The organism is Pseudomonas sp. HMWF021, from assembly GCF_003061005.1.
Lineage (GTDB): Bacteria > Pseudomonadota > Gammaproteobacteria > Pseudomonadales > Pseudomonadaceae > Aquipseudomonas.
Map to the genome: position 1 here is coordinate 1 of NZ_QAIK01000107.1, position 11,995 is coordinate 11,995.

Sequence of the window (11,995 nt, forward strand, 5' to 3'; positions counted from 1 at the left end):
TCGTGGTAGAGGCGGTGCAGGACGGTTTCGTTGTCCAGGCTAAGCAATTCGTCGGCAGTCAGGGTGCTGGCCAGTGCGGTGACGTGCTGCCAGCTGGCGGCGCGCTCTTCTTCGTCTTTCAGACGGTCGGCCGGCAGTTGTTGCAGCAGCATGCCGCGGGCACGACGGCCGTCGGCGAACAGCTTGAAGCGCGTGCCGACCTGTTGCGACATGACGAAATAATTGGTGAAGCATTCCGACAGGGTTTCACCATCGAGGTCGACAATGCCCTGGTAACGCTGGCCGATCGTCGGGTCGACGGTCAGGGTCAGATCACCGCCCGGCATCAGGTCGGCAAGGGTGGCGTCCGCAGCGATCTGGTCGGCGTTGTAGCGCGCCAGACCCCGGATCTCGCGCTCGCTGGAGCACTCGATCATCAGTAGCGGAATCGGGCCTTCGGAGCGCGCCTGCAGAATCAGCAAACCGTCGAATTTCAGGGTGCCCACCAGCAACGAAGCGGCCGCCATCAGTTCGCCCAGCAGTTGCGCAACCGGCTCCGGGTACGGGTGCTTGGCGAGGACTTCGGCATAGCTGCGTTCCAGCGCCACCAGTTCGCCGCGAGTGTCGCTGTCATCGAAGATGAAGCGTTGGGTGTAGTCGGTATCCGGTAGGTCGGTCATAGGTCTGGGTATCTGAATTGATGACAAAATGGTTACAAAAGTTGAAAATCCCGCGCTTATCCGCACCCATTTGGTGCGAAATGTTCAGCCACGGGAGGCATTTTATGAACAATCCGGGTTTGTTCCAATCAAGGTGGAACCTCGGCCGGCTGGTTCTGTGTAACGTAGTGCCATTGGCGCTACTGGCTTTCTGGTTATGGCCTACGGGCCAGATGCTGTGTGTGATTTTCGACGAGTGGCTGTTCCGCTCACTCAATGCACCACTGGCCAGCAACCCCATATGGCTCCACATCTGGGCAATTGCAAGTCTGCGCCCGTTCGACATCGTGGTTGGATTGATCCTGCTGACACTGCTGATCAAGGGTGACTGGGTGTTCAAGGCGATTGACGTGCGTCGCGCGTTCTTCGGTTTTCTCTCGATTCTGCTGCTGATGGTGGTGATTCGCGCGCTGTTTTCCAAATTCGCCGACTACATGGACTGGCAGCACAGCAGCCCGTCGATGGTGCTGGAAGGCGCGGTGCACCTGAGTGACTATTTTCCGCATCTGGAAAAGGCCTGGGAGCTGAAGGACCGCTCGAGCCAGAGCTTCCCCGGCGACCATGCTTCGGTGTTGTTGATCTGGGCGCTGTTCATGGGGGTGTTCAGTCGCTCGGTCGGCCAGTTCCTGACGATCTGGGGCCTGGCGTTGCTGTTCATGCTGCCACGTCTGGTGGCCGGCGCGCACTGGGGTCAGGACGATTACATTGGCGGCATGCTGCTGGCGGTGTGGGCGTTGGGTTGGGGTTACTACACACCGTTCGCTTATCACGCCGCCAACTTCTGGCTGAAGGTCACTGCGCCGGTTTTCAATCTGCTGAGCAAGCTGCCGGTGGTTTCGCGGATGAGTGTGGTGTCTGCCCGTTAATGGGGTGAATGCTGAAAAGATCGCAGCCTGCGGCAGCTCCTACATGGGAATACATTTTCCTGTAGGAGCTGGCGCAGGCTGCGATCTTTTTATTCGTGGCTGCTGCCACGAAACTTGAACAGATCCCGCCGCTGCTTCTTGCTCGGCTTGCCGTCGGTGCTCACGCCCAACGCCCCGGCCTTGCGCATCGCCGCTGCCGCTTCACGTTTGGCAATACTCGCCTCGGTCTCGGAATACAGCGTCTGCGCTTCGGGTGCGCCGCGACGCACGATCGACAAGGCTTCAACCCTCACCGTGCGTTCTTCAAAACCGGTCCGGATTTCGAACTCATCACCAATGCGTGGCTCTTTGCCAGGCTTGCAGCGCTCTCCCCGGCAATGCACCTTGCCACTCTCGATGGCCGCTTTGGCCAGAGCCCGGGTCTTATAAAAACGTGCAGCCCACAACCACTTGTCGAGACGGACCTTTTCGTCCTCTTCGCTTTTTTGTGCCATGGAATTTCCTCATTCTGAAATATTGATGAACTGTACTACCGTTTCTCTCGTGCCATGAATTGCAGCATCCCGGATTACAATGCGCACCACCCGACACCTGCTTGAGGCGTCGGCGATCCGGGCCGTAGAAATCTGTCGCCTTTTAACCCTTATTCTGCGTGAATACCGCGAATCCGGCCCCTTGCGGGCTGAGCGGTTGCCACGGTTGAGCACTTTTTTGAAGACATTTGACCATTTGACCGTTGTCGGTCTGCGCGAGTGGGTGGCGCTCCCGGATCTGGGAGTCGCGGGCCTGCGGGCGAAAATCGACACCGGCGCCAGCACCTCCAGCCTGCACGCCACCGACATCGAGCCGTTCGAACGCGATGGCGAGAAGTGGGTGCGTTTCACCGCGCACCTGGGCACGGTGGTGCAGTTGCGTCACCGGCGCTGCGAAGCACCGCTGGTCACGCGCAAGACCATTAAAAGCTCCAACGGCCAGGCCCAGGTGCGCTATGTGATCAGCACCACCCTGGCCCTCGGTGATCGGGTCTGGCCGGTCGAGTTCACGCTCGCCTGCCGCAAGTCCATGCGCTATCGCCTGTTGCTCGGTTCCAAAGCCCTGATCGATGGCCAGCTGGTGGTCAATCCGGGCATCAAATATGTACAAGACAAGCCGGTGTTCCCGGTATCTACCTCCTCCACAGGTGTTGCATGAAGATCGCTGTGCTGTCGCGCAATCCGCGTCTGTATTCCACCCGTCGCCTGGTCGAAGCCGGCACCGAACGCGGGCATGAAATGGTCGTGATCGATACCTTGCGCGCCTACATGAACATCGCCAGCCACAAGCCGCAGATCCACTATCGCGGCAAGCCGCTGGAAGGCTTCGACGCGGTGATCCCGCGGATCGGTGCGTCGGTGACGTTCTACGGCTGCGCGGTGTTGCGCCAGTTCGAAATGATGGGGGTATTCCCGCTCAACGAGTCGGTGGCCATCGCCCGCTCGCGGGACAAACTGCGTTCGCTGCAACTGCTGTCGCGCCGCGGCATCGGCCTGCCGGTGACCGGGTTCGCCCACTCGCCGGACGATATTCCCGACCTGATCGACATGGTCAACGGCGCACCGCTGGTGATCAAGGTGCTGGAAGGTACTCAGGGCATCGGCGTAGTGCTGTGCGAAACCGCGACGGCGGCCGAGTCGGTGATCGAGGCGTTCATGGGCCTGAAGCAGAACATCATGGTTCAGGAATACATCAAGGAAGCCGGCGGTGCGGACATCCGCTGCTTCGTGGTTGGCGACAAGGTGATCGCGGCGATGAAGCGTCAGGCCAAGCCGGGCGAGTTCCGCTCCAACCTGCATCGCGGCGGCAGCGCCAGCCTGATCAAGATCACCCCGGAAGAGCGCATGACAGCGTTGCGTGCGGCCAAGGTCATGGGCCTGGCGGTGGCGGGTGTGGATATCCTGCGCTCCAATCACGGGCCGCTGGTGATGGAAGTGAACTCCTCGCCGGGCCTGGAAGGGATCGAGACCACCACCGGCAAGAACGTGGCGGGGATCATCATCGAGCATCTTGAAAAGAATGGCGGGCCGAACATGACCCGGACCAAAGGCAAAGGTTAAAAGCAAAAGATCGCAGCCTTCGGCAGCTCCTACATGGGAGTCCGTACCCTGTAGGAGCTGCCGAAGGCTGCGATCTTTTTTTCAACTGTTAAACCGCATCGCGCGGCAACATCAACCCCAACGGCAACCGCACCCGCGCTTCCAATCCGCCTCCGGACCGATTGCGCAATTCGACGTTGCCGCCATGCATCGAAGCAATCCGCTTCACGATAGCCAGTCCCAACCCCGTCCCTTTGCCGCCCCGGGCACGGTCGCCACGGGTGAACGGGTTGAAGATCGCCTCAAGCTCCGACGGGTCGATCCCCGCGCCACGGTCCATCACGCTCAGCACCACATACGGCGCGCTGGTATCGCCGGACACATAGGCTGCAACCTCGACGCCGCTGCCGGCATGGTTCAGGGCGTTGCCGATCAGGTTGTTCAGCAGGCGCTTCATCGATACCCGACGCAACGGGAACGGCTGGATCGGCTCCAGGCGCAGGCGCACTGTTTCTTCGTTCTGGTTGTACGGTGCGGCCACCTCACGCACCAGATCGCTGAGATCCACTTCTTCCACCGACTCGTCGCGACCGTCGCGAATGAACGCGAGGAACTGGTCGAGAATCGCGTCCATATCCTCGATGTCGCGCACCATGTCCTCGGTCAGATCATTGCGATCCCCCATCAACTCCAGTGACAGGCGCAAGCGGGTCAGCGGCGTGCGCAAATCATGGGACACCCCCGCCAGCATCAGTTCGCGCTCGCGGCCGGCCTGTTCGACGTCTTCGGCCATCTGGTTGAAGGCGCGATAAACCTCGGTCATCTCGCTCGGTGTGTCGCTGATCGGCAGACGTACGCTGCGGCCCTGACCCAGCTGGCGCGCGGCATACACCAGACGTTTCAGCGGCTGGTTGAGCTGACTGACGAAAATCCACGCCGAGGCGGTGGATAGCAGACCAATGGCGAGGAACCAGCCGAGTACGTTCCAGATTTTCTGGCCACGCAACGGATGCGGGTACAGCGGCACCTTCAACCAGCCATCACCGAGGCTCGGCGCACGTACCCACAGCGCCGGCGGCGAGTGCATGCGCAAACGCACTTCAGTGTCGCCGCCAAGCTCTGCCTGCATCTGCCGCTGGTAGATTTCGCTGTAGGGCCAGTGCTGTTCGCCTTCCGGTACTCCGGCGCCGACTACCCGGATCAGGGTCGCGGCATCGGCGATCTTCGCGCGGTTTTCTTCATCGGCGGCCCAATAGGCACGCAGCGTCAGGGCGACGCCGTGGCTGTACTGACGATCCACCAGCACGTCCTCGTTCATCAACAGATAAACCAGGGTCAGCGCTTTGGAAAACAGCACGACGATGAGCACCAGCCAAAGGGTGCGGGAGAAAAAACTTTGGGGGAACCAGACGGGGGTTTTCATCGATAACCGTTACACACTTGCAGGAGCGAGCAATGCTCGCATATTGCGGATTGCGAGTCTGCGCAGGGTCTTCAACCTGGTCTGCGCAGACCCGCTCCTACAAATCGCCGATCACTTGGTGGCGGCGCCATCCGGCACGAACACGTAGCCCACGCCCCAGACCGTCTGGATGTAGCGCGGTTTCGACGGATCGGGCTCGATCATCCGGCGCAGGCGGGAAATCTGCACATCGATGGAACGCTCCAAGGCATCCCACTCGCGGCCACGGGCCAGGTTCATCAGCTTGTCGCGGGTCAGCGGTTGACGTGCGTTCATCACCAGCGCCTTGAGTACCGCAAACTCACCGGTGGTGAGCATGTGCACTTCGTCGCCGCGCTTCAGTTCACGGGTCGCCAGCGACAACACGTAATCACCGAACGTGACGTTTTCGTCTTCGCTGCCCGGCGCGCCCGGCACTGGTGCGGCCTGACGACGCAGAACCGCTTTGACGCGAGCCATCAGCTCATCCGGGTTGAACGGCTTGGCCAGGTAGTCATCGGCGCCCAGTTCCAGGCCCTTGATGCGGCTCATCTCATCGCCTTTGGCGGTGAGCATGATGATCGGAATCTGATTGTTCACTCCCCGCAGACGACGGCATGCGGTCAGGCCGTCTTCGCCCGGCAGCATCAGGTCGAGGACGACCAGATTGAACACTTCACGCGACAGCAGACGATCCATCTGCTCGGTATTCGGTACGGTGCGGGCGCGGTAGCCCTTGCTGACGAAAAAACGTTCCAGCAGGCTGCTCAGCCCCGGATCGTCGTCAACAATAAGAATTTTTTCGCCTTCAGCATTATTTACAGTGCTGCTCATTGGATGCTCCTTTTAGCTCGGCGCGCATTATGGCGTAGCTGCCGTTATACGCACCGTGTGCATTGTTAGCAGATTTTTCCTTCACTGCCAGAAAACCGGGGTTTAAGCCTACAGACTGCTGCACCCCCGAATGACAGAACGCTGGTTATAATGCGCGGCGTTTTGTGCCAGGCAACGTCTGAATCGTTACCGCAGGTGGCCGGGCTTTTTTACCGGTGGCCGCAGTAATTGTTCGATTTCACGGGTCAATGGGGTGCCTTTTGACCCAGGCAGCGGCAATTTTCTAGCCGCTCAACCAGACTCCGGGCCTTTGTTTTCGTGCCTGCGAGCCTGCTTTCACAATATGTCAGGTGGTTTTATGGACAGCATCAACAGCCGCATCGCCGAGGAACTCGGCGTACGCCCGCAACAGGTCGAAGCGGCCGTCGCGCTACTCGATGAAGGCTCTACCGTTCCCTTCATCGCCCGTTACCGGAAAGAAGTCACCGGCAGCCTCGATGACACCCAGTTGCGTCATCTGGAGGAGCGTCTGCGCTACCTGCGAGAACTCGACGAACGGCGCATCAGCATCCTCGCCAGCATCCAGGAGCAGGGCAAACTCACGCCCGCCCTTGAGCGCGACATCAAACTCGCCGACACCAAGACCCGCCTCGAAGACTTGTACCTGCCGTACAAGCAAAAGCGCCGCACCAAGGGTCAGATCGCCCTGGAAGCCGGCCTTGGCGATCTCGCCGACGGCCTGTTCAACGATCCGAATCTGACGCCGGAAACCGAAGCCGCACGTTTCGTCGACGCCGAAAAAGGCGTGGCCGATGTGAAAGCTGCGCTCGAAGGCGCCAAGTACATCCTGATGGAGCGCTTCGCCGAAGACGCCAGCCTGCTGGAGAAGCTGCGTAATTTCCTCAAGCAGGAAGCAACGATCAGCGCCCGCGTCATCGCCGGCAAGGAAGAAGAGGGCGCCAAGTTCCGCGACTACTTCGAACATGACGAACCGCTGAAAAGCATGCCGTCGCACCGCGCACTCGCGATTTTCCGTGGCCGCAACGAAGGCATTCTCAGTTCCGCGCTGAAAGTCGGCGACGAACTGCCGGGCACCATGCACCCGTGCGAAGGCATGATCGGCCAGCAATTCGGCATCCAGAACCAGAACCGCCCGGCCGACAAATGGCTCGGCGAAGTGGTGCGCTGGACCTGGAAGGTCAAGCTCTACACCCACCTGGAAACCGACCTGCTCGGCGAGCTGCGCGACGGCGCCGAAACCGAGGCGATCAACGTTTTTGCCCACAACCTGCACGACCTGCTGCTGGCCGCGCCGGCCGGCCCGCGTGCAACTCTGGGCCTCGATCCGGGCCTGCGTACCGGTTGCAAGGTCGCGGTGGTGGATTCCACCGGCAAGCTGCTCGATCACGCCACGGTTTATCCTCATGTGCCGCACAACAAGTGGGATCAGACCATCGCGATTCTGGCCGCCCTGTGCGCCAAGCACTCGGTTGACCTGATCGCCATCGGCAACGGCACCGCCAGCCGCGAAACCGACAAACTGGCGATCGAGCTGATCAAAAAATACCCGGCCATGAAGATGACCAAGGTCATGGTGTCCGAGGCCGGCGCATCGGTGTACTCGGCATCGGAACTGGCCGCCAAGGAATTCCCGGATCTGGACGTGTCGATCCGTGGCGCTGTTTCCATCGCCCGTCGTCTGCAGGATCCACTGGCCGAGCTGGTGAAGATCGACCCGAAATCCATCGGTGTCGGCCAGTACCAGCACGACGTGTCGCAGCTGAAACTGGCACGCGGCCTGGACGCGGTGGTCGAGGATTGCGTGAACGCCGTCGGCGTCGATGTGAACACCGCCTCGGTGGCGCTGCTGGCGCGGATCTCCGGCCTCAACGCGACCCTGGCGCAGAACATCGTCGCCCACCGTGACGAACACGGTGCGTTCAAGACCCGTGCGGCGCTGAAGAAAGTCGCGCGTCTGGGCGAAAAAACCTTCGAACAGGCCGCAGGCTTCCTGCGCGTGATGAATGGCGACAACCCGCTGGATTCCTCGGCGGTTCACCCGGAAGCCTATCCGCTGGTGCAGCGCATTGCCGCTGAAACCGACCGCGACATTCGCTCGCTGATTGGTGACGCCGCGTTCCTCAAGCGTCTGGATCCGAAGAAATTCACCGACGAAACCTTCGGTCTGCCCACCGTCACCGACATCCTGCAGGAACTGGAAAAGCCGGGCCGCGACCCGCGTCCGGAGTTCAAGACTGCCGAGTTCCAGGAAGGCGTCGAAGACCTCAAAGACCTGCAGTTGGGGATGATCCTCGAAGGCGTCGTGACCAACGTGACCGCGTTCGGCGCGTTCGTCGACATCGGCGTGCATCAGGACGGTCTGGTGCACATCTCGGCGCTGTCGGAGAAGTTCATCAAGGACCCACGCGAAGCGGTGAAGGCCGGTGACGTGGTGAAAGTGAAGGTCATGGAAGTCGACATTCCGCGTAAACGCGTCGGTCTGTCGATGCGCATGAGCGACACCCCGGGCGAGAAAATCGACGGCGCTCGTGGTTCGCGTCCGGGCTCGGCACCGCGTCAGTCTGCGGGCAACGCGCCGCGCAAGGAAACCGCCACCGCCGCGCCGGTGAACAACGCCATGGCTTCGCTGTTCGCCAACGCCAAGCAGCTGAAGAAACGCTGATGGAGATTCCGGCCGGGCTCGTCGAGAGCGCGTTTTTCAAGCTGTTGGGCTGTCGCCTGCACAGCCTGGAAACCGGGGTGGCGCAAGTCGCCCTGGTGCTGGAACCGCCACTGCGTAATCGCGGCGGCAAGTTGCACGGTGGCGCGCTGTTCAGTCTGGTGGATATCGCCATGGGGCTGGCCTGTTCCAGCACCCACGGCTTCGACCAGCAGAGCGCGACCATCGAGTGCAAGATCAACTACATCCGCGCCGTCGCTGACGGCGAGGTGCTGTGCACGGCCCGGGTCATCCACCCGGGCCGCCGCACGCTGGTGGTCGAAGCCGACGTGATGCAGGGCGACAAACTGGTCGCAAAAGCGCAAGGCACGTTCGCTGTCCTGTAGATGTTGTTCATCATTTTGAGTTAATTTCGGCGCAACGAATCCTGTAGGAGCTGCCGCAGGCTGCGATCTTTTGATTTTGTTTTTCAATAGCAAGATCAAAAGATCGCAGCCTGCGGCAGCTCCTACAGTTTATGTGTGTGGCTGACCGGCTAGAAAACCAGGCGAAAACGCCAGTTTCAACTTCACCCTTGTAGACCGTCCTGCCCACCCCCATATTGGGGCGACTGACGCGTGAAGGAATCCAAATTGAGCGAACTTCTCAACCGCCGCCTGGCTCTGCTCGGCGAGCGCGCCAACCTCTCTCTGCTCGAACAGTGCCTCCACGGTATCGAACGTGAATGCCTGCGCGTGACCAGTGAAGGTCGTCTGGCGCAAACGCCGCACCCGGAAGCCTTGGGTTCCGCGCTGACCAACGAACAGATCACCACCGACTATTCCGAGTCGTTGCTGGAATTCATCACACCGGCTCTGCCTGACCCCGCTGACACACTGGCGAGCCTGGACAGGATTCATCGTTTTGCCTACAGCAAGCTCGGCAGCGAGTACCTGTGGAGTCCATCGATGCCGTGCCCGTTGCCGGCCGAGGAAGACATTCCGATTGCCTATTACGGCACCTCCAACATCGGTCAGCTCAAGTATGTCTACCGCAAGGGCCTGGCCCTGCGTTACGGCAAGACCATGCAGTGCATCGCCGGGATCCACTACAACTTTTCCCTGCCGGAAAAGCTCTGGCCGTTGCTGCGCGAAGCCGAGGGGTTCGTCGGCACCGACCGCGATTTCCAGTCGTCGTCCTACATCGCGCTGATCCGTAACTTCCGCCGCTACAGCTGGCTGCTGATGTACCTGTTCGGCGCTTCGCCAGCGCTGGACGCCGGCTTCCTGCGTGGCCGTTCGCATCAGCTGGAACAACTGGACCCGGACACCCTGTACCTGCCGTATGCCACCAGCCTGCGCATGAGCGATCTCGGTTACCAGAGCAACGCTCAGGCCGGCCTGACGCCGTGCTACAACGATCTCGCGAGCTACACCGACAGCCTGCGCAAGGCCGTTGCTACGCCGTACCCGCCGTATGTCGAAGTCGGCACGCACAAGGATGGCGAGTGGGTGCAGTTGAACACCAACATCTTGCAGATCGAAAACGAGTACTACTCCAACATCCGCCCCAAGCGCGTGACCTACACCGGCGAGCGGCCGATCCAGGCGCTGATGGCCCGTGGCATTCAGTACGTCGAAGTGCGTTGCCTGGACATCAACCCGTTTTTGCCGATGGGCATCGACGTCACCGAGTCGCGCTTCCTCGACGCGTTCCTGCTGTACTGCGCGCTCAACGACAGCCCGCTGCTGACCAGCACCTCGTGCGGCAACGCCACCTCGAACTTCCTCAGCGTGGTCAAGGAAGGCCGGCGTCCGGGCCTGCAGTTGCAGCGCGACGGTCAGGCAGTCGAGCTGAAGGAGTGGGCCGCCGAGCTGCTGGAGCAAATCGCTCCGCTGGCCGCCCTGCTTGATCAAAGCCACGGCGGCGATGCGCACAACAAGGCGCTGGACGCGCAACTGGCCAAGGTCAAGGACCCATCCCTGACACCTTCGGCCCAGGTACTGGCGGCAATGGCCGAACACAAGGAAAGCTTCGCGCAGTTCTCCCTGCGTCAAAGCCAGGCACATGCCGAATTCTTCCGCAGCGAGCCGTTGGCGGCCGAGGAACAAGCAAAGTTTGAAGAACTGGCGCGTTCGTCGCTGGCGCAACAGGCGGAGCTTGAGCAGAACGAAGTCGGCGATTTCGACGTGTTTGTCGGGTCGTATCAGGCGAGCATTCTGGCGATCAGCAACTAGGCGCTGTCTTTGAAAAGATCGCAGCCTTTGGCAGCTCCTACATGGGATATGGGCATGCCCTGTAGGAGCTGCCGAAGGCTGCGATCTTTTGATCTTTAGAGTTTTCCGCTCATAAGCTAAGTCTAAAAAGTTATTTATTTTTAGATTCTTAGATCATTTAGTCTCCTTTCACGCCGATCATCGGTCGCCTGACTTGGAGCACTCCCCCATGAAACTGAATTTCCCGCTTCGCCTGCTGGCCGTGGCCTCGTTGGCTGCTGCGAGCTTTCTGGCGCAGGCCGCCGACCTCACCGTCGCCTACCAGACCACCGTTGACCCGGCGAAAGTCGCTCAGGCCGATGGCGCCTACGAGAAAGCCACCAAGGCCGACATCAGCTGGCGCAAGTTCGACAACGGTGCCGACATCATCGCCGCCATTGCCTCCGGTGACGTGCAGATCGGTTACCTCGGTTCCAGCCCGTTGACCGCGGCGATCACTCGCAAGGTGCCGGTGGAAACCTTCCTCATCGCCACCCAGATCGGTGCTGCCGAAGCGCTGGTCGCTCGCGACGGCTCCGGCATCAAAACGCCGCAGGATCTGATCGGCAAGAAAATCGCCGTGCCGTTCGTGTCTACCGGTCACTACAGCCTGCTCGCTGCGTTGAAGCACTGGAATATCGATCCGTCGAAAGTCACCGTGCTCAACCTCGCCCCGCCAGCGATCATTGCCGCTTGGAAACGCGGTGACATCGACGCGACTTACGTGTGGGATCCGGCACTCGGTGTCGCCAAGGAAAACGGCAAAGTGCTGATCACCTCCGGCGAACTGGCCAAGTTCGGCGCGCCGACCTTCGATGCCTGGATCGTGCGCAAGGATTTTGCCGAGAAGCACCCGGAAATCGTCACCGCGTTCGCCAAGGTCACCCTCGACGCCTACGCCGACTACCGCAAGGATCCCAAAGCCTGGCTCGCCGACCAGTCCCACGTCGACAAACTGGTGAAGCTCTCCGGCGCCAAGGCCAGCGACATTCCATTGCTGCTGCAAGGCAACGTCTACCCGCTGGCGGCTGATCAGGTGATCACCCTCGGCGCGCCGACCACCAAAGCCATTACCGACACCGCCGCGTTCCTCAAGGAGCAAGGCAAGGTCGAAGCTGTCCTGCCGGACTACGCGCCGTACGTCAGCGCCAAATACATCACCAACTGATC

General features: G+C 60.7%; 11 protein-coding genes. 7 read left to right on the forward strand and 4 right to left on the reverse strand.

Annotated elements, in window-relative coordinates:
* A partial coding sequence (locus DBR18_RS14180; protein WP_108590782.1) for an Hsp33 family molecular chaperone HslO occupies positions 1-659 on the reverse strand: 659 nt, incomplete at its 3' end.
* Between the two features lie 104 nt (positions 660-763).
* Between DBR18_RS14180 and DBR18_RS14185 the strand changes: the two genes are divergently transcribed.
* On the forward strand, positions 764-1,564 hold the full coding sequence (locus DBR18_RS14185) for a phosphatase PAP2 family protein (RefSeq protein ID WP_108590783.1): 801 nt from the start codon (positions 764-766) through the stop codon (positions 1,562-1,564).
* Between the two features lie 89 nt (positions 1,565-1,653).
* Here DBR18_RS14185 and DBR18_RS14190 read toward each other — a convergent pair whose 3' ends face one another.
* Complete coding sequence (locus DBR18_RS14190) at positions 1,654-2,058, reverse strand: RNA-binding S4 domain-containing protein (protein WP_108590784.1); 405 nt, start codon at positions 2,056-2,058, stop codon at positions 1,654-1,656.
* Positions 2,059-2,308: 250 nt separating this feature from the next.
* Here DBR18_RS14190 and DBR18_RS14195 point away from each other — a divergent pair, with 250 nt between their 5' ends.
* Together DBR18_RS14195 and rimK are read left to right on the forward strand one after the other, a co-directional pair.
* Positions 2,309-2,755, forward strand: a complete 447-nt coding sequence (locus tag DBR18_RS14195) for an ATP-dependent zinc protease (protein ID WP_169432582.1) — start codon at positions 2,309-2,311, stop codon at positions 2,753-2,755.
* Positions 2,752-3,657, forward strand: a complete 906-nt coding sequence (gene rimK, locus DBR18_RS14200; protein ID WP_007949201.1) for a 30S ribosomal protein S6--L-glutamate ligase — start codon at positions 2,752-2,754, stop codon at positions 3,655-3,657. The genes DBR18_RS14195 and rimK overlap by 4 nt, the downstream gene beginning before the upstream one ends.
* Before the next feature lie 88 nt (positions 3,658-3,745).
* On the opposite strand, the gene DBR18_RS14205 is transcribed toward rimK, so the two are convergent.
* Together DBR18_RS14205 and ompR are read right to left on the reverse strand one after the other, a co-directional pair.
* Positions 3,746-5,059, reverse strand: a complete 1,314-nt coding sequence (locus DBR18_RS14205) for an ATP-binding protein (protein ID WP_108590785.1) — start codon at positions 5,057-5,059, stop codon at positions 3,746-3,748.
* Between the two features lie 111 nt (positions 5,060-5,170).
* Positions 5,171-5,911, reverse strand: coding sequence for a two-component system response regulator OmpR (ompR, locus tag DBR18_RS14210; RefSeq protein WP_108590786.1), 741 nt, complete (start codon positions 5,909-5,911; stop codon positions 5,171-5,173).
* Positions 5,912-6,269: 358 nt separating this feature from the next.
* Between ompR and DBR18_RS14215 the strand changes: the two genes are divergently transcribed.
* From DBR18_RS14215 to tauA, 4 genes are all read left to right on the forward strand, one after another.
* Positions 6,270-8,594 carry a Tex family protein gene (locus tag DBR18_RS14215; protein ID WP_108590787.1) on the forward strand — a complete coding sequence of 775 codons (2,325 nt, stop codon included), beginning with the start codon at positions 6,270-6,272 and terminating at the stop codon, positions 8,592-8,594.
* Positions 8,594-8,977, forward strand: a complete 384-nt coding sequence (locus DBR18_RS14220; RefSeq protein ID WP_108590788.1) for a PaaI family thioesterase — start codon at positions 8,594-8,596, stop codon at positions 8,975-8,977. Before DBR18_RS14215 ends, DBR18_RS14220 begins: the two co-directional genes overlap by 1 nt.
* Positions 8,978-9,223: 246 nt before the next feature.
* Positions 9,224-10,807: a glutamate--cysteine ligase gene (gene gshA, locus DBR18_RS14230; protein ID WP_108590789.1), complete on the forward strand. Its 1,584-nt coding sequence runs from the start codon at positions 9,224-9,226 to the stop codon at positions 10,805-10,807.
* 208 nt (positions 10,808-11,015) lie between these two features.
* Entirely contained in the window at positions 11,016-11,993 is a 978-nt protein-coding gene (tauA, locus tag DBR18_RS14235; RefSeq protein WP_108590790.1) for a taurine ABC transporter substrate-binding protein, read from the forward strand.
* Positions 11,994-11,995: the final 2 nt, after the last annotated feature.

Coding starts and splice junctions, on each gene's coding strand:
- DBR18_RS14185 (WP_108590783.1), top strand. CDS start 764: ATGAACAATCCGGGTTTGTTCCAATCAAGGTGGAACCTCGGCCGGCTG.
- tauA (WP_108590790.1), top strand. CDS start 11,016: ATGAAACTGAATTTCCCGCTTCGCCTGCTGGCCGTGGCCTCGTTGGCT.
- DBR18_RS14215 (WP_108590787.1), top strand. CDS start 6,270: ATGGACAGCATCAACAGCCGCATCGCCGAGGAACTCGGCGTACGCCCG.
- ompR (WP_108590786.1), bottom strand. CDS start 5,911: ATGAGCAGCACTGTAAATAATGCTGAAGGCGAAAAAATTCTTATTGTT.
- rimK (WP_007949201.1), top strand. CDS start 2,752: ATGAAGATCGCTGTGCTGTCGCGCAATCCGCGTCTGTATTCCACCCGT.
- DBR18_RS14205 (WP_108590785.1), bottom strand. CDS start 5,059: ATGAAAACCCCCGTCTGGTTCCCCCAAAGTTTTTTCTCCCGCACCCTT.
- DBR18_RS14220 (WP_108590788.1), top strand. CDS start 8,594: ATGGAGATTCCGGCCGGGCTCGTCGAGAGCGCGTTTTTCAAGCTGTTG.
- DBR18_RS14190 (WP_108590784.1), bottom strand. CDS start 2,058: ATGGCACAAAAAAGCGAAGAGGACGAAAAGGTCCGTCTCGACAAGTGG.